Source organism: Flavobacterium hydrophilum (genome assembly GCF_003202405.1).
GTDB classification, from domain to species: Bacteria; Bacteroidota; Bacteroidia; order Flavobacteriales; family Flavobacteriaceae; genus Flavobacterium; species Flavobacterium hydrophilum.
On the sequence record NZ_QJHL01000001.1, the window covers coordinates 557,043 to 582,108 of the forward strand.

The 25,066-nt window shown below is 32.9% G+C and carries 24 protein-coding genes and 1 pseudogene; 14 read left to right on the forward strand and 11 right to left on the reverse strand.

Features of this window, described 5'->3' with window-relative positions; genetic code table 11:
- Positions 1–59: 59 nt before the first annotated feature.
- From DMB68_RS02340 to DMB68_RS02385, 13 genes and pseudogenes are all read left to right on the forward strand, one after another.
- Positions 60–773 (forward strand): hypothetical protein, encoded by a 714-nt coding sequence (locus DMB68_RS02340; protein ID WP_110345061.1) that lies wholly within the window; start codon positions 60–62, stop codon positions 771–773.
- Positions 774–785: 12 nt separating this feature from the next.
- Complete coding sequence (locus tag DMB68_RS02345; protein WP_110345062.1) at positions 786–1,217, forward strand: GPW/gp25 family protein; 432 nt, start codon at positions 786–788, stop codon at positions 1,215–1,217.
- Between the two features lie 102 nt (positions 1,218–1,319).
- Positions 1,320–1,706 (forward strand): type VI secretion system tube protein TssD, encoded by a 387-nt coding sequence (gene tssD / locus DMB68_RS02350; protein ID WP_110345063.1) that lies wholly within the window; start codon positions 1,320–1,322, stop codon positions 1,704–1,706.
- 127 nt (positions 1,707–1,833) lie between these two features.
- Positions 1,834–2,229 (forward strand): type VI secretion system tube protein TssD, encoded by a 396-nt coding sequence (tssD, locus tag DMB68_RS02355; protein WP_031457448.1) that lies wholly within the window; start codon positions 1,834–1,836, stop codon positions 2,227–2,229.
- 28 nt (positions 2,230–2,257) lie between these two features.
- Positions 2,258–4,066, forward strand: coding sequence for a type VI secretion system Vgr family protein (locus DMB68_RS02360; protein ID WP_110345064.1), 1,809 nt, complete (start codon positions 2,258–2,260; stop codon positions 4,064–4,066).
- A gap of 17 nt (positions 4,067–4,083) precedes the next feature.
- Positions 4,084–4,251: a hypothetical protein gene (locus DMB68_RS23265; protein WP_165830078.1), complete on the forward strand. Its 168-nt coding sequence runs from the start codon at positions 4,084–4,086 to the stop codon at positions 4,249–4,251.
- Positions 4,252–4,257: 6 nt separating this feature from the next.
- A complete protein-coding gene (locus DMB68_RS02365) occupies positions 4,258–5,826 on the forward strand; it encodes a glycoside hydrolase family 19 protein (protein WP_110345065.1) in 1,569 nt (522 codons plus the stop codon).
- Between the two features lie 13 nt (positions 5,827–5,839).
- Positions 5,840–6,379, forward strand: a complete 540-nt coding sequence (locus DMB68_RS02370; protein WP_110345066.1) for a hypothetical protein — start codon at positions 5,840–5,842, stop codon at positions 6,377–6,379.
- 68 nt (positions 6,380–6,447) lie between these two features.
- A complete protein-coding gene (locus DMB68_RS23270) occupies positions 6,448–6,591 on the forward strand; it encodes a hypothetical protein (RefSeq protein WP_165830079.1) in 144 nt (47 codons plus the stop codon).
- Positions 6,576–7,133 (forward strand): hypothetical protein, encoded by a 558-nt coding sequence (locus tag DMB68_RS02375; protein ID WP_124019383.1) that lies wholly within the window; start codon positions 6,576–6,578, stop codon positions 7,131–7,133. Before DMB68_RS23270 ends, DMB68_RS02375 begins: the two co-directional genes overlap by 16 nt.
- A 302-nt stretch (positions 7,134–7,435) precedes the next feature.
- Positions 7,436–7,569, forward strand: a pseudogene (locus tag DMB68_RS23825) (IS982 family transposase); the annotation flags it as partial.
- A 76-nt stretch (positions 7,570–7,645) separates the two neighbouring features.
- A complete protein-coding gene (locus tag DMB68_RS02380) occupies positions 7,646–8,056 on the forward strand; it encodes a hypothetical protein (RefSeq protein WP_110345068.1) in 411 nt (136 codons plus the stop codon).
- 124 nt (positions 8,057–8,180) lie between these two features.
- Positions 8,181–10,019: a type VI secretion system baseplate subunit TssF gene (locus DMB68_RS02385; RefSeq protein WP_110345069.1), complete on the forward strand. Its 1,839-nt coding sequence runs from the start codon at positions 8,181–8,183 to the stop codon at positions 10,017–10,019.
- A 127-nt stretch (positions 10,020–10,146) separates the two neighbouring features.
- On the opposite strand, the gene ypfJ is transcribed toward DMB68_RS02385, so the two are convergent.
- The 8 genes from ypfJ to DMB68_RS02425 all read right to left on the reverse strand — a co-directional run bounded on the left by ypfJ (position 10,147) and on the right by DMB68_RS02425 (position 21,018).
- A complete protein-coding gene (gene ypfJ / locus DMB68_RS02390; RefSeq protein ID WP_110345070.1) occupies positions 10,147–10,995 on the reverse strand; it encodes a KPN_02809 family neutral zinc metallopeptidase in 849 nt (282 codons plus the stop codon).
- An 85-nt stretch (positions 10,996–11,080) separates the two neighbouring features.
- Positions 11,081–15,130, reverse strand: coding sequence for a PAS domain S-box protein (locus tag DMB68_RS02395; RefSeq protein ID WP_110345071.1), 4,050 nt, complete (start codon positions 15,128–15,130; stop codon positions 11,081–11,083).
- A gap of 38 nt (positions 15,131–15,168) precedes the next feature.
- Complete coding sequence (locus DMB68_RS02400) at positions 15,169–15,960, reverse strand: hypothetical protein (protein ID WP_110345072.1); 792 nt, start codon at positions 15,958–15,960, stop codon at positions 15,169–15,171.
- Positions 15,961–16,079: 119 nt separating this feature from the next.
- A complete protein-coding gene (locus tag DMB68_RS02405; protein ID WP_110345073.1) occupies positions 16,080–17,408 on the reverse strand; it encodes an aldehyde dehydrogenase in 1,329 nt (442 codons plus the stop codon).
- Positions 17,409–17,483: 75 nt separating this feature from the next.
- Positions 17,484–18,173 (reverse strand): RluA family pseudouridine synthase, encoded by a 690-nt coding sequence (locus DMB68_RS02410; RefSeq protein WP_110345074.1) that lies wholly within the window; start codon positions 18,171–18,173, stop codon positions 17,484–17,486.
- A gap of 58 nt (positions 18,174–18,231) precedes the next feature.
- Positions 18,232–18,582 carry a four helix bundle protein gene (locus tag DMB68_RS02415; RefSeq protein ID WP_110345075.1) on the reverse strand — a complete coding sequence of 117 codons (351 nt, stop codon included), beginning with the start codon at positions 18,580–18,582 and terminating at the stop codon, positions 18,232–18,234.
- A 103-nt stretch (positions 18,583–18,685) separates the two neighbouring features.
- Positions 18,686–19,504 carry a 3-methyl-2-oxobutanoate hydroxymethyltransferase gene (gene panB / locus DMB68_RS02420; RefSeq protein WP_110345076.1) on the reverse strand — a complete coding sequence of 273 codons (819 nt, stop codon included), beginning with the start codon at positions 19,502–19,504 and terminating at the stop codon, positions 18,686–18,688.
- A gap of 86 nt (positions 19,505–19,590) precedes the next feature.
- Positions 19,591–21,018: an L-serine ammonia-lyase gene (locus DMB68_RS02425; protein ID WP_110345077.1), complete on the reverse strand. Its 1,428-nt coding sequence runs from the start codon at positions 21,016–21,018 to the stop codon at positions 19,591–19,593.
- 317 nt (positions 21,019–21,335) lie between these two features.
- Between DMB68_RS02425 and DMB68_RS02430 the strand changes: the two genes are divergently transcribed.
- Positions 21,336–23,483, forward strand: coding sequence for a cation:proton antiporter (locus DMB68_RS02430; RefSeq protein WP_110345078.1), 2,148 nt, complete (start codon positions 21,336–21,338; stop codon positions 23,481–23,483).
- Positions 23,484–23,497: 14 nt separating this feature from the next.
- On the opposite strand, the gene DMB68_RS02435 is transcribed toward DMB68_RS02430, so the two are convergent.
- The 3 genes from DMB68_RS02435 to DMB68_RS02445 are packed head-to-tail and all read right to left on the reverse strand — an operon-like array spanning position 23,498 to position 25,052.
- The gene (locus tag DMB68_RS02435; RefSeq protein ID WP_110345079.1) at positions 23,498–24,187 is read right to left on the reverse strand and encodes a mutarotase; all 690 of its coding nucleotides are present in this window, start codon (positions 24,185–24,187) and stop codon (positions 23,498–23,500) included.
- A gap of 2 nt (positions 24,188–24,189) precedes the next feature.
- The gene (locus tag DMB68_RS02440) at positions 24,190–24,564 is read right to left on the reverse strand and encodes an iron chaperone (protein WP_110345080.1); all 375 of its coding nucleotides are present in this window, start codon (positions 24,562–24,564) and stop codon (positions 24,190–24,192) included.
- 20 nt (positions 24,565–24,584) lie between these two features.
- Positions 24,585–25,052, reverse strand: a complete 468-nt coding sequence (locus tag DMB68_RS02445) for an SRPBCC family protein (protein ID WP_110345081.1) — start codon at positions 25,050–25,052, stop codon at positions 24,585–24,587.
- Positions 25,053–25,066 lie beyond the last annotated feature (14 nt).

A 25,066-nucleotide genomic window follows, 5' to 3' on the forward strand; every position in this document is an offset into this window, starting at 1 on the left:
GTTTATGGATAAGCTGTCTTTTTTATAAAATTAAAATTCATTACATAAATAGCTAAAATATGCCATTTCCAGAATTAAATCTTTCATTAGGACTTACAGACAATAAAGGTTCTGTTTTTTATGCCGGCAGCGGAGAAGGGGATGTGATTGTCAGAACAGATTCAGCTTTAAGGAAGCATACGATAAGTATTGTAATTTCAGAGCGGGAAGTAGGAACTGTAAATCTCAAAACATTTTTTGAAAGTTCTGAAATTCCTGTAGAAATTGAGGTTCCAACATATCAAATGATTGTAAGCGATGATAAAACCAATGAAAAGGAAATATATAAAGTGACTCGGGACACTTTTTTCTTTAAAGAAAAAACCACAAAAAAAGGAATTTGGAGCTTTTTTGGACTGAATTTTTTAGCACCAAAGAATTTTCTTTTTGAAAATATTCCTTTTGAACCTTTAAAAGAAGAAATAGAAGTGTTTGATATTTCGAAATACAGAAAATTAAATGACGAAGAACTGTGTTATACTTTTCAAAAAGAAAATCAAAACATTCAGCTTTTTGCCGGAGACATCAATACACTGAAAGTTGAAAAAGGAACGAGTTATTTTATTATTGTTGACGAAAATAAAGGCAAACGTTTTATTGGTGATATTTTGTATAGGGAGAAATTTTTAAAACTAACTCCAAGAGTAACACTCAGTATTATTAAGAGAAAGAAAGTTTCTAAAGCTATAGAAACAGGATATAACGGAAAAACGGACAAGGTAATTTATATTTAAATTGACGAAAATATGAAAGGAGCTTTTTATAAACTGCCGATAGATTTTAATGCCATCATTCAGAAAAAAGAATTAGAAAAAACCTCTATTGAACATTCTATTGCCCAACAAATAATTTTGCTGGCTACAACTACATTTGGCGAATGTAAATTTGATGAAACTTTTGGTTCTAAAATATGGGAGATCGATTTTGATTTGCTGATGAATGAAAATACATTGAAAGAAATAATTTCTAAAACCATGAAACAATCGCTCCTGTATCATGAGGTTAGGATCAAACTTAATGATCTCAGGGTGGAATTGTCTGAAGAAACATTTTTTGTAGATGATATGAGCAGAGCAAAGAAAAAGGTTGACATTATTATTGATGCAACAATAAAAAGTACCAATCGGAATTTCGATTTTAGAGGATACTTTTTTGTAGGGCCATTATCGTATAAATAAGATAAAAAGTAAATAAAATAGTATTAATATATTTTAATTGTAAGAATTATTTTTATATTTGCCGTATGAATAAATAAATTAATAATTAAAAAAAATTTTATTATGTCGTTTTTAACATCGTTGTCAGTAGCCGGAAAGGATTACAAAGTATTAAATGTGAGTTATGATTTAGCTCAGGAAACAGATGCTTCTGGGCGTCCATCTACGGTAACTCGTGGAGGAAGAATTATGCTTGAAGTAGAATCTACAGGAAGTACTGAATTGTTTGAATGGATGACCAATAATTTCGAAAGAAAAGATGGTTCTGTAAAATTCATCAAACGTGATTCTAATGCTACTTTGAAAGAGCTAAAGTTTACAGAGGCTTACATGGTTAAGTACAAAGAAAACTTTGATCATAACAGTGATACTCCTTTGACGGAGACTTTTATGATTTCAGCACGCAAAATTTCGATGGGCGGAGGAGAATTTGATAATGCTTGGGTTTAATCCTTTGGACTTTATCAAACTTTTTCAAGCTTGAAACTATTAAAGGGAGTCCTGCTATGGGACTTCCTTTTTTGTTTAATCAGCACTAAATCTATTTCATATCTTTTAATAATCTAACAATCTACAAATGAGTTTTTTATCTAAATTAAATATAGACGGAGAAGAATATAATGTACTTGAATTCAATGTAAGCTTTAAACAGGAAATTGATAATACAAGTAAACCTACCGGAAATGCCAAAGGCGGAATTATAAAAATGATAATTGAGGCTACTCAAAACAGCAATTTTCTGTCCTGGATGTTAAACGGAGATTTAACAAAAGATGGTAAAATCATTTTTTACAGAAGAGATGCTATGAGTAAAATGAAAGAGCTTACGTTTACTAAAGCATTTTGTATTGGTTATGACGAACAATTTACGAGTACTACCGAAGTGCCTATGAAAATTACGATAGAATTAGTGGCTAAAGAATTGACTTTTGGGGATGCGAAATTTTCTAACAATTGGATTGCCTTAAGCTAATTGTAAAGAACCAATAAATAGTAGTATTATGGGACATTTTTCAGAACAGGTACATATCAATATAGGGAGTTTTACCCAAAACGTTGTTTATCATAATTTAGAACTGTCACAAAAGATGGCAGATCACCATCATTTTTCTTTTGTATGGCAATACACAGGCAAGGCGATCATAAATCCGGCAGATCAGGCAAAGGCATTGCGAACGTATCTTGGAGATGAAGTTATCTTTACCTTTAAAAGCCTTACCGGAATCAGGTTGATGAGTAAAGGAATCATTACAGAATTATCTTCTATAGATCTTCATGGCAGCGCCGAAGGATTGCATGTAAAAGGTATCAGCCATACTATCGTTCTGGATGATATGAAAAAATCAAGAACCTATCAGCAAAGGGGTATGAATGATATTGTACTGGATATTTTAGCAGAAGGTCCTGGAGAGTTTTATGAAAGAGATGCTATAAAATCCACTTATCTTCAGGAGTTCAAATACATGGCCCAGTATAATGAAACCAATTTTGATTTCTTAAAACGATTGGCCAGACGTTACGGACAATGGTTTTATTTTGACGGAATGCGAATGCAGTTCGGACAGACCAAAACCAGTAAAATAAAACTCATCAACGGGTCTTCGCTGCATGGTTTTAAAATCCAGACCAATATGGCTTCCCATAAAATTTCTTTGGGAGGGTATGATTACAATGGAGCATCCAATATTCGTAATTCGGCAGCAAGAACATCCTCGGGAAGTAAAGACAGTTTCTCTGCTGTTGTGGGACACAATCAGGGAACCGTTACCCAAAACGATTTGAATAATGGAGCTTATACCACCAATGCCCAAAGCAGCGAAGAAATCCAGGAAATGGTCAGACTGCAAACAGCAGGCAGCGACGCCAATAGTGTATACTACAGCGGAACCTCTTATTTTCCGTTAGGACTTGGACAGGTTTTTAGCATTATAAACCAGACTGTAGAACACGAACTGATTGTGACAGAAGTAACACATATTTCTCAGGTCCATGGAAATTACTCTTGTAATTTCAAAGCCATTCCGGCAGATGTTGCCGCACCACATTTTACAGACGTACATGTATTTGCGAAAGCCGAAACACAGCCAGCCAAAGTAAAAGATAACAACGATCCGGAAGGATTAGGACGTGTAAAAGTACAGTTCAACTGGGCAGGCGGAAACAATTCAAGCGAGTGGTTACGAATGATACAGCCACATTCAGGATCAGGAAAAGGATTTTACTTTATACCTGAAATTGATGAAGAGGTTTTGGTAGGATTTGAAGGAAGCAATGCGCAGAATCCGTATGTTTTGGGAGCACAATACAATGGAAGTGCTACCAGCGGTTATACTGATGGTCAGAATAATGTAAAGGCTATTCACACCCGCTCAGGAACCAAAATTATTTTGAATGACGGGGATGGGAGTATTTTAATTGAAGATCCAAGCGGCAATACTTGGAAGATGGATGGGAAAGGAAATATTGATGTAAATGCTCCAAAAAATTTTACAGTGAATGCAGGGGATAATGTAAATATAACGGCAGGAAAAAATGTAACCGTAAATGCTGGTGAAAACATAAGTAATTCAGCAAATAGAGATATTTCTCAAACTGCGGGTCATGATATTTCTCAAACTGCTGCCGGAGATTTTACTGAAAGTGCTAATAATAAAACGGAGATTATTGAACAAAAACATATTCGAAGTTCATTAGAATCAACTCAACATGCAGAGAAAGTAAGTGTATTTAGTACCAAAGAAAATATGCTTTTGGAAAGTAGTCAAAAAACTGTTGAAGTCAATAGTGCAGAAAAATCAAATATGTTTTAATATTTAAAAATGATTTTATGGCAATCAATAAAACAGCAAAGAATTTATATGTTAGAATTAAAGATAACTACATTAGCGAAAGTCAGGTTTTTTTAGAAACTGCCGAAAAAGTAGAAATTGTAGCTACAAAAGAAAATTTGAAATTGATTTCAAATAAAAAAGTTGAAATGAAAGGTAATAAATAAATACATATGGCAAACGTAGAATTTGGAAAACCTAGATTTAAACCACCTGTAATGAATGATGAAAACATTTCAGAAGTAACTGCTATATATTTTGCAAAAAGGATATTAACTCCTATTTATGAAAATACAGAAGAAATTATTATAGCAAAAAAAGGGGAAAATAAAAAAAAGATAAAAACACGATTTATCACAGAACAGAAAATAAAAAAGGAGGACTTAGTCAATTATGAGGCCGAAACAACTTTTGAAAAAGCTAAAGGAGGAGAAAAAGTGACAATAACTTATAAAAAGAAAGTAAGAGATTCAATTTCCTTTAAAAAAATCACAAAAGCCAAGATAAAAGAAAAAGTATGGGTAGTTACAACATGCAATGGGACAACAGGAAAACTATCTGTTGAAATCAATGAAAACAAACTTACGAATACCGAATCAGTTTATGATAATCCTGTAAAATTCTTGATTGAAGAAGAAGAAAAAACAAAAATTGAATTTGAAATTTACAAAGATATAATCGTTACACCCAATACTTATGCAAAAGAAATTACGCTTCAACCAAAAAGCAAGGAAGATGTAAAGACTCTGATAGATAAATTCGATAAAAGAACAGATAAAAATGCTTTCCTTTATTTTAAATCTGAAAATGCTGATCCAGCGTATGAAATAAAAATTTTTGAAGAAAATAAAGAATTCATAAATAAAGAAGGGGAGAGGTTGGAGATTTTGGGAACTCCTTGTTATTGTAATAGAGATATAACTCTTGATGAGATAAAATCTATTGTATTAAAAATGAGAAAAGAAGAAGGAATTAAAACTAAATCTTTATTTTCTGCTGAAAATTGCCCTTTAGATTCTATAGATAAAACTTACGAAAGATTGACTGAAGAATTAAACAAAGCAATGAAAAAATATCATATTAATACTTGTATTAGAAAAATTCATTTCTTAGCTCAATCTTATCATGAATCTGGAAGATATGATACTACACTAGAAGGAGCTTCTGGAAAAGGATATAATCCAGGCAAACATAGTAATGCTAAAGATATGGAAAATACTGAGGATGGAGATGGGCCGAGGTATAAAGGAAGAGGAATTATACAATTAACATGGAGAAAAAATCAGAAAGCATATTTTTCATATGTATTACAAAAAGAACCAGATTTATTAAATAATCAAAAAATAGATGATTTATTTGATCGTGGGTCTCTTAACAAGGAAAAATACATTTACATGGTTGATAAATTAGACGAAAAGGGAAATAAAATTATTAATCCAAAAACTAAAAAAACAATTAAAGAAAAAAAAATAGATCTTATTGATGTAGATTCAGCCAGTTTAATTGCGAAAAACCTTCATTTTGCATTCGACTCCGCAGGATGGTATTGGGAAAATTTAGGAAACGTTACAGCTACAAATGAAAATATTAATATTGTAGCTGATAAAGATGATGTCTTAAAAGTTTCGCAGTGTATAAATGGGCGAGTTAAAAATCCTTATGGATTAGAGCATAGAAAAACTTTTACAAAATCTTTAAAACTTTTATTTGATTATGAAGATGGATGTATAAACAAAATTTAAAATCAAGATTACTATGAAAAGATTAAAAACCCTCATATTTATTTTAATACTCATAACAAAGGTAAATGCTCAAATAGTTAATAATTCTCAAAAAAATAATATAATATCAGATATTAATAATGATAAAATTAACGATTCAATTTTTCACAATAAAGATTTAAATATATTCATTTTTAAATACAAAAATTATGGGAAATCTGTAACTAAAAAAATAAGTTTTTTTAAAAACTACGGTAACGGAATTACTGAAATGGATTTTTCAGTCAAAAATAATACACTTATTTTTAAAATGAGTTATGCTCCCAAATTCCTAGATAATGATATATTAAAATTTGAATATGATAAAACGAAAAATGATTGGATTTTAAAATCTATATTAATACACAGATTTAGTCCTATAGATCCGGATTTATTAACGAGCGATTGCTTATTAACAATGAAAAATAAAATTACGATTACAAATTCAGTATATGATGACATTGAAGAGAATATAACAAAAAGTTCAAAAGAATATATTTTAACTAAAAAATGTAAGTATAAAAAAGGTGAGTAATGTAAATAATTCATATCTCTTCAGCGGGATGGTTTTCCACAATTAGACAGAAAAAGACAATAAAAGCTATGAATAAAGGATTCTCTGATCAAATAATAAAAGAAGTTACAAAAGCAATAAATGGTGGAGATAATGGTTTGTCAGAAAGAATTAATTTTACAAATTGGACTAAAGAATTTATTAAATATGATGAAGAATGTATAAACAAATAATGTTGTGGATTTTAGCTTTTATTTTTATAAACAAAAGCTATGGGCAAAAAACACCCGTTTTTGAAAACAAGAGACATATAGGTTATATAAATGAAAAAACAGATTATGATTGTAATAATTGTTATTTTTTGGATTCTATTATCATTTTAAAAAAACGTATAATAATTAAAGAACCTGTATATGTTCAGGGTAGAATTGAAAGTGATAGCGTTAAAGGTTATTTTGCAAATCAATATAGTTTTGTAATTTCTAATTTTAAGAAAAACATTTCGATAATTAAATTTAATAGCACTTCAAATGGCAACAGTTATTGGTTATATGTTACAATAAAAAATAACTATTTATTCATTATTAAGCAATTATCTTATTCAAATGCAGTATATAAAGAAGAACCAGTAACAAAGATTTGTACTAAAAAAATAAATAAAAAAATATTAAAACCGATTGATTTTTATGATTTTTTTGAAAACAGTTTAGATCAAAATTGTCATTTTTGTTCTATAACACTTTCAGTAGAGGAATGTGTGAAAATGTTTCAATAAAGAAATTTTAAATACAGTCATCTGAACCTAATATTTAAAATTATTATTGTCTTATAAAAAAGAAGCCTAATTAAAGACTTCTTAAAAACATTATAATTTAGAGTTGCAGAATTCAAATAACGATGAGGCAACAATAAAGTTTTGTTTTTAAATCATATAACTAAGAAAATCTCAGAAAGATTAGATTTTAAAAACTTATGATATATAATTAAACACTCACTGGTATGTTGCTTACAAAAGACAAAATTATTTCATTTTTTCGTTTAATGGATGATATTTTACAAAGAATACAGTATAAAGAAGGTGTTAGAAGACAAATGCGGAATTGTTTTTACGGAATCAGTGGCAGCTACTTACCACAAAAGAAGGAATACCAATAGCGTTTCATAATACACCAGGAAGAACAGCTGATGCAATAGCATTGAAAAAAAATGTAACAGCGATGATTTCAGTGGATTTATTGTTCAAATTACAGGGTTACATTTAATAACTCAAGTATATTGAGTATCACTATGGATTTTCAATCACTTGCAGGAAATATAAATGTTGATTCTTACTACTATAATTTTAATGTTTTAAATCGTAAGAAAATATTATACACTGATATTATTAAAGAAAATAAAATACAAGTATTGCTAAAAAAATGTAACACTATATTAAAGGATAGATTAGATGAATTACTTAGCGAAAATAAAACTGAATTGGAAGATTCTGACATATATCAATCATTAATTCATTCAAAAAGAATATTTGAAAAAGAGAATTTGAATGTGTTTTCAATTCAAGAAAAAGGAATTGAATATGTTTTTAATTATGGCTTTCCAAATGTAATGTTTGCGATTGAAAATAACATATTTATTTCATACAATGATTTAGAAACAATTTTAAAAGATGATTTTAAGGAGAAAATAAATATGCGCTGATTGCATAAAAAATAATTCTGATAATATAATATTCCTTCCTGTCTATAAGATTACTCAGAATTTAAAAATTTTCAAAAGATTCAGTTTTAGTAATAAGAAAAACTCTTCAAGAGAATAAAAAACAATGAGACAAGAACGAATAAAAGACAGAGTTTTAAAAAGAGCGGCCAGATCGTGGGGATTTTCAGATGTAGAGATGGAAACTTCATTCGATCCTGTTGTGTCTATGATGCTAAATGCATTATCTTATGAATTAGAAAAAGTAGCGCACGAACTTGAAGACTCCAAAACTCGCGTAGTCGAAAGAGTTCTGGAAATTATGTTTCCTGAAGTTGCTGCCGGTGCTAAACCGGCCAGAGCAATCATGTATGCTTTGCCAATAGATAATAATATGAAAATTTCTCTGCAGAACCAAATGATGATGAGCAGAAGACTGCACAATATTTATAATCCTTTGGCGCCTATTACTAAAGAAATTGTTCTTTCGCCAACCCTCGACGTAAAATTATCTTCTTGTGAGGTTAGATATGTAGCGTACGAAAGAAATCTGTATGAGGTTTCTAATCTGTTTTATAAAGATGCGGTTAGAGATTACAAACATTCCCTGCCTTCCGGAGAAGTATTTTTGGGTATCGAATTAAAAGATGCTAATGTATTTGAGTTGGAGGATTTAATGCTATACATTGATATTAAAAATATCCACCAGAAAGAGATGTTTCATTATTATCTAAAGCAAATGAAATGCTATCATGATGATATAGAAATTAAAGTAAAAGAGGGCTATAATGTTCCGGTAAACAGTCTTGATATCGAAAACATAATAAACCGCAATTATACGCACCTAAGTGAATTGATGCAGGAAGTAAACGAGTTTTATTTTGATAATTTTTATACACTAAAAGGAATATTAAAACATAAAAAAATAAACGAATATAATCCTGAATATAAGTTTTTTGAGAATATAACGAAGCATAACGGAAATCCTGTTATTTGGATAAAAATGGTTTTTCCGGAATCTTTAATTCCTCAAATATTAGATAATGTCTCTTTTACGTCAAATTGTTTTCCGGTAATTAATAAAAAACGTCATGTTATAAACAAAACTCTTGGAGGATTTTTGTCGTACGTAGCATTAGACACAGGCAACGACATTTATCTGGATGTAGATGCTGTTGTGGATACATATGCAAATCATTATGAAATTAAGGATTTTAGCGATGGTGTAATCGAAGAAGGAAATGCGGTATTACGTGCAGGAGGAGTTTCAAGATTTGATTCAAGATCAGCTTCAGAACTGCTTCAGAATGTATTGGATTTATTAAAAGATGAAAGTTCTTCTTTTGCAGGTTTAGGGAAAGATTTCATGAATAGTTCTTTGATAGAGATTAATCAATTGTTGGCCTCTGTTGAACAGCAAGCCAAAGAAAGTAATTTTTCTAAAAACAATGATCCGTATTTAATGATTAAACCTAAAGTGAATGAATCTTCAGGAAAAACATTTACAATTAGTTATTGGTCAACTTGCGCTGAGGATGGTAATGATATCAAAGCTGGGACAGTTCTGGAAGCCAAAGATGATTTGTTTTTTATGAGCAAGGAAGCAATATTGGTTACAAATACTGTAGGAGGAACTAATAAGCAAAACAATAAAGACAGAATTTTAGAATACCGAAATGCTCTATTGACAAGAGGAAGAATAGTGACTTTTGCAGATATAAAGGCATTTAGTTTTAACCATTTTAAAAGTTATATTAATGACGTTAAAATTGAAAAAGGAACCCGAAAAGAAATTTCAAGTAAAGCAGGCTTTAGTCGTACGGTGGATATTCATATAAAAACTAATAGAGTAGAAAAGGATTCCTTATCTTTGACAGAATGGGATTATTTATGTGAAAGTTATATGAAAAACCTAATGAATAAATCCTCAAATGTATTTCCGTATCGATTGTTTATAGAAAATTAGTTTATAAGGAATAGATAGCTATCAAAAAAACATTCTGCTATTTTTAAAATGAATTTTTAGTTTCAAATAAAAAGCATGACTTTTTAAGGTCATGCTTTTACTGGTTAATTATGGTTGGTTTAAAATATTATCTTATTTCGTTAAAAGTATTTCCCTGATTGATATCACCGCTGGTAAATCCTTTTTTAAACCAGTACATACGCTGCTCAGACGTGCCGTGTGTAAACGAGTCAGGTACAATCTGGCCCTGCATCTTGCTTTGAATGGCGTCGTCCCCAACAGCATTCGCAGCACTTAGCGCTTCTTCAATATCACCGGTATCAAGGTGTTCTTTATTATAATGGGTCCACACACCGGCATAAAAATCGGCTTGTAGTTCCAAGGCAACGGATAATTTATTGGCTTCGGCTTCACTTTTTCCTTCCTGTGCTTCCCTCATTTTGGCAGAGGTGCCTAGCAGGGTTTGCACATGATGGCCTATTTCGTGGGCAATAACATAAGCAATGGCAAAATCACCGCCTTTTGCGCCAAACTTGGTTTTAAGCTCATCAAAAAAATCCAGGTCCATATAGACTTTCTGGTCGCCCGGACAGTAAAAAGGCCCTGATGCCGAAGAAGCACCGCCGCAGGCCGTTTGCACAGATCCTCTAAACAATACCAATTTAGGGTTTTTATAAGTCATGCCGTTTTCAGCAAAGAGTTTTCCCCAGATATCTTCATTATCGGCAAGGATTACCCGAACAAAATTTCCCATTTCTTCATCTTCCTTACTTAAAGGGGCTGCTGTCTCAGTTGGTTGTGGATTGCCTTGAAGTTGTTCTAATGCATTTCCTACGGTTTGGCCGGTTTCACCGCCAAAAACGTTCAGTAGCAAAATAATAATCCCGATAACACCGCCTCCCAGCACTGCTTTTCCACCAGAGAGACCTCTTCTGTCTTCAACATTGTCACTTTGTCTTCTGCCTAACCATTTCATAAAAGAATGTATTTAAGTTAATTGGGGAATTTAAGGAACACGAATTTATATTTTTTTTAAATAAATGGCTAATAAAAACAAGGAATTATTTCAGCCATTTGTTTAAGGTTTCTTCTACGGAGCCTTTCATGATCGGTTTCGGGATATAATCGTTCATCCCCGAAGCGATACATTTATTGCGTTCTTCTTTTTCAGTACCTGCCGTCACCGCAATAATAGGGATCAGCTGTCCGTTTGGAGAATTTCGTATGGCCACCGCTGTTTCGTAACCATTCATGATAGGCATCTGGATGTCCATAAAAATAAGGTCAGGGGTGATATTTTCGAATACTTTTAAGGCCTCATAACCATTTTCGCACTCGTGGATCGAAGCATTGGAATACAGGTTTTTGATAATGGTTTTTAAGAGCAGCATGTTTACTTTATTGTCTTCAACAATCATAAAAGTAAATTTGTTCGTATTGGCAGTATCGGCTTTCTGGACAGGTTTAGTGTTAAAGCTGTTAAAATCGGTTTTATACTTTTCGCTGGTATTTTGATCGCAGGTTTTAAGGGTCAGATCAAAATAAAAAGTACTTCCCACATCTATTTTGCTCTTAAGCTGAAGGCGGCTTTCCATCAGGGCAAGCAATTGGTTAGAGATGGTAAGGCCAAGACCGGTTCCCCCAAATTTGCGGGTGGTAGAGCTGTCTTCCTGAGAAAAAGCTTTAAAAATTTTCTTTTTGTTCTGCTTTAAAATGCCAATACCTGTATCAACTACAGAAAATCGTATAGTACATATATGATCTTCTTTTTTCTCTAAAACCGAAACATTGACAGCTATAGAGCCTTTATGCGTAAATTTTACGGCATTCGATAATAGATTGATCAGGATTTGTTTCAGTCTTACAATATCCGTCCAGATATATTGAGGTACGTCAGGAGCTATATTAAGTTCGAGCTGCAGGTTTTTTAAATTGGATTCATAGACAATTAGGTCAAATACCTGGCCTGTTATTTTATTGATATCGTATAAGTCAATGAATAAGTCTAATTTCCCGGCTTCAATTTTCGAAAAATCAAGGATATCATTGATGATTTCCAGTAAAGAATGTGCTGATTGATTAATTGTAGTCATGTATTTCTCCTGAATCTCTTCAAGCTCCGTTTTCATCAGCAGGTCAGTAAAGCCAATAATTCCGTTAAGCGGTGTTCTGATTTCATGTGACATATTGGCCAGAAAATCAGACTTTGATTTGTTCGCAGCTTCCGCAAGTTGTTTGGCTTTTATGGCATCCTCAGTTTGTTTTTTATTGGTAATATCAAAATAGATCCCGCCGACAAATTCAATTTCATCGCCTTTTTTAATCACATCCCCAAATTCTTCGATCCAGATATATTCACCAGTTTTTCGCTTGATTCGGTAAGTATTGTGCAGTGCCTTTCCGTTTTTTAAATTTTGGAACTGGCTGTCAATAACTTCGTCTTTGTCATCGGGGTGGATGAGCGATAAAAACGACAGGTTAGTCTCAAGAAATTCCGCTTTTGAATAGCCGGTAAGATTTAAAATCTGGTCGTTCAGGAATATTTTGGTAGAAAAAGCATCAAATTTGGATAAGTAAACAGTGCCGGGAATATTATTGGTAATTAACTTAAACTTCTCTTCGCTTTCGATAATTTTACTCTGGTTTCGGTTTCTTTCCAGGGCAGATGAAATATTATTAGCAAGGGTTTGAAAAATATAAATTTCTTCTTCAGACCATTTGTGTTCAGTATGGCAGTCGTCAAAACCAATAAATCCGCTAAAAACATCGTGCACATACAAAGGCAGGATTAAGATCGATTTAATATGGTGAGTAACAAGTAAGTTTTTAAAAAAAGTATCTTCCAGCTGTCGCGTAAGCGTGTTTAGGATTTTCTTGTTTTGCGCCTTTTCAATGATCTCTTTTAAATCGGTTTCCTTAAAATTTTGAAGAATAATGTTTTCATCAGGGTTTTCCTCTCGTGACCATTTATACTTTTGGCTGATGGTATTGGTGTCAAAATCCTTTTCATAATAATAGATATGGTCTGCATGTGCTGTTTTTCCAATAATATTATAGGTTTCCTGAAACATTTCCTCAGTAGTTTTACTCAGCAAAAATTTCTCGGTACAAAGTGCCAACGCAGATAATAACTGACTTTTAAATTCCAGTTTTCGTTCCGCTTTTAAACGCATTTGCGATGAAATAGCCAGCGAGATGACGTCAGCAATAGTACGGGCATAATTAATATCTTCATTATCCCATTCTCTTTTTTTCTCTGTGCTCTCAAAACAGACCACCCCGGCTAGTTGGCCATTGTAAAAAATAGGGACATCAAGCATCGATAAAATGCTGTTTTTGAGAAAATAGCTTTTTTGAAACTCTGAGGTTTCCAGTTTATTAAAAACATCTCCGGCGTTTATGACTGCTTTATTTTTTAAGGTTTCAAAATAAATAGGATAGGAGGTTTTGTCCAGGATATTTTTATAATAAATATCAGATTTGTCTTTGCTGTAAAGATTTTTGCAGATGATAGTGTCATTATAATATTTCCAGAAGCTGATTCTGTTGGCTTTTGAAACAGCGGCCTCTTCGATAATAAAATCAATTACACTGTTTAAGCTGTCATAATGGCTAAAGTCGGTCGTAGATAATTTTTTGGTGGAATTGGTATAAGATTCGATTTTTTCAAGCCTGATTCTTTTTTCGTTTTCATTGTTTTTCAGTTCGGTAATGTCCCTGGCGATACCTGCAAAACCAATGGTTTCACCGGAATCATTTTTGCGGATAATGACTTTTTGCGAAATCCATATGGGATCACCGTTTTTCTTTAAAATTGGAAACTCAATAGTATCATGATTAAAATCCTTTTCTTCAAGGTTTTTATAAAATTCGGCAACCTTTTTTCGATAGTCAGGGTGAATAAAAGTAGCATGATGTTTAGAGATGACTTCTTTTTCGGTGTAATGCAAAACAGAAAAAGCAAATTCATTTATAAACGTAAAATTGCCTTCGGTATCAATTTCAAAAATGATATCAGCCGCTGTCTGAATCAGATTTTTATATTGGTCCTGAAGTTTAATCTGTTCCGTAATATCCTGTCCGATTCCAATAAACAAATCTTCAGAAAAACGTTTGTCTTTCCATTGGATGTATTTATATTCACCGTTTTTGCACTTTAATTTCCGGGTGTATAAAACATTATCCTGATAGCTGTCCAAAAAACGTTCTCCAACAAAATCCGGGTCTTCCGTAAGGTTCCAAAACCCCATTCCCATTACTTCATCGGTGGTATAACCTAGTATTTCTGTAATGGATTCACTACAAAAAATAAGCTCACCTTTTTTATTGGAAGCAACCGTAAGGGAACTCCCTTTATGCACAATTTCGTTTGTAAACCTGAAATTATCGCGAGTGTTTAAAAAGATGGCATATTTTACCTGATTAATTACAAAAATGACCAGGCAATAGGTGAGAAGCAAAACAGAAGATTTCATCGGAACGAAATCAAAAACCAGAGTGATAATGTGATAAATAAATACTGCTGCTACAAAGTACCAATATACTTTTATAGGCCTCAAAACACTGTATGAAAAATAAAAGGTAATTAAAAAAGCAATGATAGGCACAATATCATTAGGGTGGATAATGATGTTGCTGGCTATGTAGGCGGTAAATAATAAAAATATGGAAATAAAAACGATTGAAATTTTATTTCTTAAATATTCGATTCTACTCGATAAAAAATAAAATAATAATATGGAAAAGCCAATGGATAAATTGACAAGTAAAAGGCTTTGTGGTCGTATTGCAAAAATTTCATTAATGATTTCAATTACAATAATGGTAATACTGAAAAACAACAGATAAAGCTGGTACTCTTTATGCGAAACCTCCTTTTCCTTATTTTTTTCGATGAAAGAACCAATTTTGGTTTTGATCTTAAAAAACTGGTAAACTAACAATCCGATAAAAGCAATCAGGCATAACTCCAGCATGATTAATTTAGGACTATTGTAGAAAATTAGATGGGGTTTAAAAACAAAACAATTTATCCAAAGTGATTTCAGGGCACTGCCAAAAACGGTTAGCCATGAAATAAAAAAGGTTAAAAGACTACAGTTGAATACCATAGAACTTGAATGTTTGTTTTGTTTGAAATGATCTTGTTTTATTCCGGATCTGGCTGGCCAATAGAATCGATTGAATCTGGTTTTTCAATTTCCAGGATGGCACTGTATATAGCATATTTTACAGAATAAGTAATAGGAATGGTAAAAACAACACCAATACAGCAGCCAATAAAGCCAATAAAGGAGCCAATTCCGGCGACTATAAATAACAGGGCTATGACAAGGGGTTGTTTACTGACAATCACAATACTTGATTGTATAGCATCTGTTATGTTTAAGTTTCCAAAAACAATTAGAGGAACTGTCATAGAAGTAAACAATGAAATAAGAAGGGCTAAAATGGTATCAATAACTGTAATTCCAATAAAGTTGAAAGCTACAGAGATGAGTCCGCCGGTTAAGCTGATCAATAAAGCGGCAGTAAACAGGCGTAAAAAATAAGGAGACTTGTAATAAGTAAAAACAGTCGAAAAACTAAATGCTTCATCTTTGTCTGCACTGTCAGCCATTTTTAGGAAACCCGCAGTAAAAGGAGTCATGATTGCGGCCACAAAACTTATAGCAAGGGTATAAATCAGTAAAGTTGTTCCTTCTGGTTGTTTATTCTGCAGACTCTCGAAAAATTGTTTATTAAAATGTTCAGCCCCATATAAGGAAATTAATATTCCTCCGCCAAGGAAAAAACAAAGTATAGAAACGACCAATAAGATAAGACCTGCATAAAGGGCTATTTTTTTATAATTTTCAAAAGCATGATTAAAAACATCTGAAAAATCTAATGTATATCCGTTTTTTTTTATGTCTTCGATTTGATTAAGTATAGATTTCATATTTAGTAGAATTGTTTTATACTCTTAGTCTTTAAGTTAACTATTCAAACGTAAATATAGTATTTTTAATCAATTTCATTCCATAATATGACAAATAGTAAGAGTATAGTTTTATCTTCCTAGATCCAGTCTAATAATCTTTTAATAGCTTTTAACTTATCTTTGTAAGGAGCATAACGCATAGGCAGATCGAGCCAGTTGGCTTTTTTCACAATTGCTTTGTGATGGGAGAAAATATCAAAACTTAGTTTTCCGTGGTAAGCGCCCATTCCGCTATGGCCAACTCCTCCAAAAGGCAATCGTTTATTCGAAAAATGAGCAACCGTATCGTTGATGCAGCCGCCTCCGAAAGAATAACGGGAAATCATTTTTTCAATAAAAGAATCATTTTCGCTAAACACATAAAAGGCCAGGGGCTTTTCATATTTACTGATTATGGCATCAATATCATTTTCCGATTCATAAACTAAAATGGGTAAAAGAGGGCCAAAAATCTCTTCTTTCATTACAGCACTTTCTAATTCAGGTTCATCAATAAGAGTAGGGGAAATGTAAAAATCATTGTCATCGGATTCTCCCCCAAAAATCACTTTTTCCGTAGCCATCATGTCCGTTAAGCGTACCCAGTTTTTACTGTTGATAATACGGGCATAATCGGGAGAATCTTTTATTTTTTTACCATAAGCCTGAATGATTTCTTCGATCAGGTAAGTAATAAAATTAATCTTCATATTTTTTTGAATCAAAATATAATCCGGGGCGATGCAGGTTTGTCCGGCATTGATAAATTTTCCCCAGACAATACGTTTTGCAGTCAGTTTTAAATTGGCAGTCTGATCAATGATACAAGGGTTTTTACCACCCAATTCTAAAGTTATGGGCGTAAGATGTTCAGCAGCGGCTTTGGCTACAATTTTGCCCACCTGTACACTTCCTGTAAAGAAAATATAATCCCATCGTTTTGCCAGCAGCTTCTCAGAAGTTTCGATACCGCCCTGAACAACTTCAACATGATTGATATGAAAAGATTTTTCGACTATTTTGGCAATTATGGAAGAAGTATTCGGCGTAAGTTCTGATGGTTTTAAAACAACTTTATTTCCGGCAGCAACAGCAGAAATTACAGGGCATAAAGCCAATTGAAAGGGATAATTCCAGGGAGCAATAACCAAAACATCTCCATAGGGTTCTTTATAAATATAATCGGTAGAAGGGAAATTCAGCAGCGATGGAAAAACACGTACCCGTTTAGCCCAATTATCAATATTTTTGATCGTTGTTTTTAATTCTGAAATAACATAATTGGTTTCTGTCAGGACAGCTTCAAATTCAGGTTTTTTAAAATCATCAAATAAGGCTTTTACAATTAAATCCTCATTTTTCTGGATATTAAAAAGTAATTTTTTAAGCGTTTCTTTTCGGTACTTTATATCGTTTTTATAGTCCATTTTAGTAAAAACTTAAATTTTGGCTATGCAATTTAATCGATATAAATTGAAAATCTGACAATTAAATCATAAAAATCATACAGCATTCCAGATAGTTTCATCCGGAGTGGGGGCAGTTATGGTTATATTTTCTTTTGAAACAGGGTGAATAAAAACTAATTTTCGGGCATGAAGATGAATGCCTCCGTCAGGATTACTTCGGTCAGCACCATATTTTAAATCCCCTTTTATTGGAGAACCAATAGCAGCCAATTGTGCACGAATTTGATGATGACGGCCTGTATGCAGGTTAATTTCAAGAGCTGTGTAATTTTGAAGTTCTTTTATAATGGTATAATCAAGACTGGCCACTTTGCTGTCCGGAACTTCTTTTAAATGTGCTTTTGAAGTATTGTTTTTCTCGTTCCTTTTTAAATAATGAACCAATTTAGCTGTTGATTCCAAAGGTTTTTTCTTTACAACTGCCCAATATGTTTTTTTAGTTTCACGATTACTGAATAATTCATTCATTCGTGTTAATGCTTTACTCGTTCTGGCAAAAACAACAATTCCGGTTGTAGGCCTGTCCAGACGATGAATCACACCCAGAAAGACATCACCGGGTTTATTGTATTTGTCTTTGATGTATTCTTTTACAACATCAGATAAGGGTTTGTCGCCCGTTTTATCTCCCTGTACAATATCTCCCACACGTTTATTGATCACTATGATATGATTGTCTTCGTGAAGGATTTGGAGGTTATTTTTAGTGGAAACTATTTTCATTTAGACTTGCTTAGATTTTTAGACTGACTTAGACTTTTAGATTTTAATTTCTTTGTAATTATAACAAAGTTGCTCTGAATCTTGAAGTAATTTTAGTTATTTCTTCTAGCAGATTTATCAATTCTATTATGTTTTCTTCATTAATAAATCCTAAATCAGATGAAATTAAAAGTTGTGTTTCTACTTCGTAAGCAGAACCAATTGCAATTTCTAAAAATCGGGCAAAATCTTTATTAGAATTTCTTGAAGATCCTTCAGCAATGTTTGAGGGAATAGAAACAGCAGCTCTTCGTAATTGATTGGTTATTCCGAATTTTTCTTCATTTGGAAAATTAGCAGTTACATTGTAAATTTTAGAACAAAACAATCTGCTTTTTTTCCAAATTAAAAGTTCTTTAAATTGATGCATATTATTTTTAGATTATTTAGACATTAGACAGGCTTAGACTTTTAGATTAATTTAGAATTCAAATCTAAGAAGTCTAATGTCTAAGAAGTCTAAAAATCTAAACTTAATATTGTTCCTTCTCACTAGGGAAATCCTTCGATTTCACATCAGCAGCATACTGACTGATTGCTTTTGTCATTTCTTCGTATAAATTCAGATAACGACGAAGGAAACGCGGACTGAATTCATTGTTCATTCCCAACATATCATGAATAACTAAAACCTGTCCGTCAACACCACCGCCGGCTCCTATCCCTATAACAGGAATCGAAATGCTTTTGGCTACTTTTTCGGCCAGATCAGCTGGTATTTTTTCAAGAACTACTGCAAAACAGCCAATTTTTTCCAGCATTTTGGCATCTTCAATCAGTTTTTCTGCTTCTTCGTCTTCTTTGGCACGAACGCTGTAAGTTCCAAATTTATAAATAGATTGTGGAGTTAAACCCAAATGTCCCATTACAGGAATTCCGGCATTTAGTATTTTTTTGATGGATTCTTTAATTTCTTTTCCGCCTTCCAGTTTCACGGCGTGTCCTCCGCTTTCTTTCATGATTCGGATAGCAGAACGCAAAGCTTCTTTAGGATCTGACTGGTAACTTCCAAAAGGCAAATCTACCACTACCAAACCTCTTTCGACAGCTCTCACAACTGATGAAGCGTGGTAAATCATCTGATCTAAAGTAATGGGTAAAGTCGTTTCGTGACCGGCCATTACATTCGAAGCAGAATCTCCCACTAAAATTACGTCAACACCAGCAGTATCAACAATTTTTGCCATCGTATAATCGTAAGCCGTTAGCATAGAGATTTTTTCTCCATGACTTTTCATTTCGATTAACGACTTTGTAGTGATTCTTTTATAATCTTTTTTTGCTACTGACATTGATACTTTTTTTAGTTTTTTTGAATAGTTTTAAAGTTGATTTTCTTTAAAACGAAATTTTTTCTGCAAAATTAAGCAATATTATACTAACAATCGGCCATATTTACCGCAATTGCCAAACCACCTTCTGACGTTTCCTTGTATTTGGAATTCATATCTTTTGCCGTTTGCCACATGGTATTGATTACTTTGTCTAATGGGACTTTAGCGTTTTTAGAATCAGTTTCAAGAGCCAGTTCGGCTGCGTTTATGGCTTTTATGGCACCCATTGTATTCCTTTCGATACACGGAATCTGAACTAAACCGCCAATCGGGTCACAGGTTAATCCAAGATGATGTTCCATAGCAATTTCGGCGGCCATTAATACCTGTGCAGGAGTTCCGCCCATTAATTCGCAAAGTGCAGCAGCAGCCATCGATGACGAAACGCCAATTTCGGCCTGACAGCCACCCATTGCAGCAGAAATTGTAGATCCTTGTTTAAATAAACTTCCTATTTCGCCTGCGACCATTAAAAATTGTTTGATTTCTTTTTCGCCGGCTTTATGGTTTTCAATTACTAAATAATACATTAAAACTGCGGGAATCACACCAGCGCTTCCGTTTGTAGGAGCAGTTACGACACGGCCCAAAGAAGCATTTACTTCATTTACGGCAAGTGCAAAACAACTAACCCATTTCAGGATTTGACGAAACTTCACTTCGGTTTTTCTGATTTCCTCCAGCCAGGATTGCGGATCATTATAATTTGATAAACCAATTAAATTCTGATGCATGTCAAAAGCTCTTCGGCGCACATTTAATCCGCCCGGTAGAATACCTTCAGAATGGCAGCCAATATACATGCATTCAAGCATCGTATTCCAGATTCTCATTAATTCTGAGTGAATTTCTTCTTCAGAGCGCATCGATTTTTCGTTTTCATACACAATTTCAGAAATGGTTTTATTTTCTTCAATCGTATATTTTAATAAATCATCAGCATTGTCAATCATAAACGGAAAAGCGCATTTTATGGCCATGTTATTTTGAGCATTGGTGCGTTCTTCTTTAACTACAAAGCCGCCTCCGATGGAATAAAAAGTTGATTCGTATTCAGAATCATCATTTTTATAAGCAGTAAATTTTAATCCGTTGGCATGAAAAGGAAGGAAGTCTTTATTGAAAACAATATCCTGAAGGAAATAAAAAGGAATAGTAAACTGATTGCCCAAAACAATCTCATTTCGAGTTTCAATCGTTTTGATAATTCCCGAAATATTTTCCACAGGGATATATTCCGGATCCTGACCGCTCAGACCTAACATCACAGCCAAATCAGTAGCGTGGCCTTTGCCAGTTAGCGAAAGCGAACCATATAAGTCAACTTTAATTCTGATAATTTGCTCTAAAATTGAGTGGTCTCTCAGTTCTTTTAAAAAGCGTTCAGCTGCTCTCCATGGACCAAGTGTATGGGAACTCGATGGGCCAACCCCAATTTTAAGCATATCAAAAACAGAGATACATTCTTCCATTGTTCCAATTTTATTAAAACAAAGATAATCGAATAATGCAATGAAGTTTCTTTTTTATTTGTTAATGTTGCGGTTTTGTTAAAAAATGTATTAATTTTTAATAATTTATCAATGAAATAAAATTTATTGCTTAATATGCAACTTTCGTAAAAAGGAGGGATGTTTTTTAGGTATTTTTGTAAAAGAAGCATTTACTATACAATCCTGATTTTTTTAGCCTTTGAAATAAATCAGTAAACCATAACTTCTGAATCAAATTTTAAATTTTAAGCCTTTTTGCGGAAATTAAAATCGATAAAAGAAGATAAAATTACATTATGATAGAATTTTTTACACACTTATTTAACGAATTCGAATTACCTCTAAGCAATCCTGTATTAATCTTTTCGTTAATACTTTTCATTATTTTATTGTCACCTATTTTACTGAAAAAAATTAATATTCCCGGAATCATTGGTTTAATCATTTCAGGAGTTGTTATTGGTCCTCACGGGTTGAATATTTTGGCTAAAAATTCCGCAGTCGATTTGTTTTCGACTATCGGATTGCTTTATATAATGTTTATTGCAGGATTAGAACTCGATATGAATGAGTTTAAGGCGAACCGAAATAAAAGTTTATTATTTGGTTTTTTTACATTTATCCTTCCTTTAACAATAGGGTTTCCGGTTTGTTTTTATCTTTTAAAATATGATTTTAATGCCAGTTTTTTAACGGCAAGCATGTTTGCAACCCACACTTTGGTTGCTTATCCGATTGTGAGTAAATTAGGAATTGCAAAAAATCAGGCAGTTGCCATAACAGTAGGCGGTACAATCCTGACTGACACTGCTGTTTTAATTATTCTGGCCGTAATTATGGGAAGCAGTCAGGGAAATTTAACTCAGGCTTTCTGGATAAAATTAACCGTTTCTTTGGCCATTTTTTCTGCTATTATGTTCTTGTTGATTCCAAGAATTGCAAAATGGTTTTTCAAAAAGCTGGAAAGTGAAAAACATGCCCATTACATCTTTGTACTCTCAGTCGTTTTCTTTGCCGCATTTTTGGCAGAAGTTGCAGGAGTAGAGCCAATTATTGGTGCATTCGTGGCAGGTTTGGCTTTAAACCCTTTGATTCCGCATTCATCAGCCTTGATGAACAGGATCGAGTTTATTGGCAATTCATTATTTATTCCGTTTTTCCTGATTTCGGTAGGAATGCTGGTTGATATCAGCGTGATTTTGAGTGGACCAACAGCCCTGATTGTTGCCGGAACTTTGAGTGTTGTAGCTATTTTTGGAAAATGGATTGCAGCATTTTTTACCCAGATTGTTTTTAAATATACGAGAACCGAAAGGCAATTAATTTTTGGATTGAGCAGCGCCCATGCCGCAGCAACCCTGGCCGTAATTCTGGTTGGATTTAAAGCGAATATTCTGGATGAGAATATATTAAACGGAACCATTATTTTAATATTGATTACCTGTATTGTAGCTTCTTTTGCTACTGAAAAAGCGGCTAAAAAGATTGCTATTTGTGAAGAAGAAGTTTCTCCTCAGGATGCCAATAAAGATCAGATTTTAGATGAACATATTTTAATTCCGTTAGCAAAAACATCGGCTACAGAACCTTTATTGGATTTTGCACTTTTAATAAAAGATAAAAAGTCAGCCAATCCTGTAACATTATTGACTATTGTGCCAAATAATGATCAGGCTGAAATTAATATTTTAAAGTATAAAAAAGCAGTTGATAAGTTTGTTATTCAGGGATCAGCTTCTGAAATAAAAATCAATACAATTGCCAGAATCGACCATAACCCGGCTAGTGGAATTGCACGAACTTCTAAAGAAATTATGTCGGACATTGTGATTATCGGCTGGCCGCGAAAAACGGGCTTTCTGGATAAAATTTTTGGAGAAAACGTAGATTCTATCATTAATAATGTTGACAAAAACCTGTTTATTTGCCGATTTCAAAAACCATTCGTAGAAGAAAGGAGATTGGTTTTTATTTGCCCGCCTTTTTCTGAAAGAGGAATTGGTTTTCCTCCATTAATCCAGAAGATTTGCAGATTATCGCAGGAATTGAGTACTCAGATTGTTATTTATGGTGAATATAAAACCCATCAGGCAATTCAGCAAATAGTGAATAATCTAAAGTTAAATACAAAGCTAGGTTTCAAAAGCATTTTAGATTGGGAAGATTTCGAAGCTATTTCAGATGAAATTAAGCCAACTGATTTGATTGTGTTTAATTTATCCAGAAAAGGATCTGTTTCATACCAGTCTATCTTTGATAAATTGCCTCAGAAATTTGAGAAATCTTTTAGTGAAAACAACCTGATTCTGGTTTACCCTCAGGATGACCGAAAAGAAAGTGCCATGGATGCTTATGAAGATTTTACTGCAACACCATTAACAAAAGGTATTGAAGCTATTGAACAAATTAGTAAAGGTTTGGGGAATATTTTGAAGAAGGGTTAAGCAGGTGAATACAATTAAAAATGTTTCAGATAAAAATCACACAACTTAATTGTATTTTTTTCACGCTGATACCAGTCATTAAAAACTAATTCCATTTTATCGACCTTAAATTTCCCAAAATTATAGTTTCTGTATTTTTTAATAATCTCAATTAGTTTTTCAGGATTTTCTAATTTTTGTTGAAATCGCATTACCGTTGAATGTGCTGTAGCTATAGTATAACGGCTGTCTATACTTTGTGTAAGAGAAGAATTTTTAAAATTTTCACGTAGTTTGTTACGCAGAACATCTAAAGAATTATCAGTTGGAAATCCCTGAAGCATTATTGCTGATGGAGATAAAGTAACACCTCGAAAATCAATTTCTATTTCATTTACATCGACCAGACTTTTTTCGATAATTTCAACATATTCCGACATTGAAAAATTATCTAATGTAAAGCCATCGTGACACGAAATAATTGATAAAACTGTTATATGAATATCGGAATTTGGATAATAATACTGTTCCGGTTCCGTTTCTTTTAATTCTTTCAGAAATGCCTGTATATTAGCTTTTATTTCTTCACTGTGACGAACAAGTAAAGTAATTCCAAATCGTTTATCAGAACCTGCATTGATCTTAGTATCGATAGCATAATTTTGAGATAGAATAAGTTCTGATGATGTTTTGAAAAGCTCGTTATAATGTTCAGATAAATTCATATTTACTTTTTTACTTTTTCAAGATTTTCCTCTACTCTGAATTTTACAATTTTGCTAATTAAATCAAAAGGTATGGGCTGATTTAACGGAAATTGTACTGAACCTTTACCTGATTTGTATTTTGAAAGAGCTTCTTTAAATTGTTCATGACCACTCGGCAATGCATAAAGACCAATATGGTTTTTAAATGCGGCAAAATAAACAACGATTCCGTTTTGTTCAAAAGCCGGCATCGAATAACTGATTTTTTCTTTGGCATTTGGTGCTGCTTCCTGAATCGTCATTCTCACTTTGTCCAATATTTCCTGAACATCGTTTGGAAAACCACCAATGTATTCATCAATATTTGCAGGTTTTGGAGTAGGAATAGCTGCCATGAATCTTTATTTGAGAATGGTTAACTGAGCCCTTTTGGGAATCTGTCTAATACTAAATTCAATTGAATCTGATGCTCTAAAAAAGCTTTTGCTCCGGCTAAAACCAGTGTAAAACCTTCAGTAGAATTCCGAACTTCAGAAAGTATTTTATCAGCATCGCCTTTAAAATTAGAATTGGTAATGCTTACAAAAGTTTCTTTTTCATCCAGGGGGCTGAAAACCCATTCTACAAGGGTTTCTTCTCCGCTGTTTCCCCATTCAATTACTATTCTTTTGTCCGTTTCTATAACTTTGGTAAAAACAGTAAGCGAAAAACCATACATTTCCCAGGACCATACAATTGATTCGCCTTCTTTTAATTTTTCAGATCCTTTAGTAAACCAGAATTTACTAGTAATTTCAGGATCTATAAATGCCTGAAAAACTTCTGAAACGGGTTTTCTGATTAGCATTTCGGCTTTTGCAAAATTATTATTTACTGCTGCCATATTACAGATTTTGA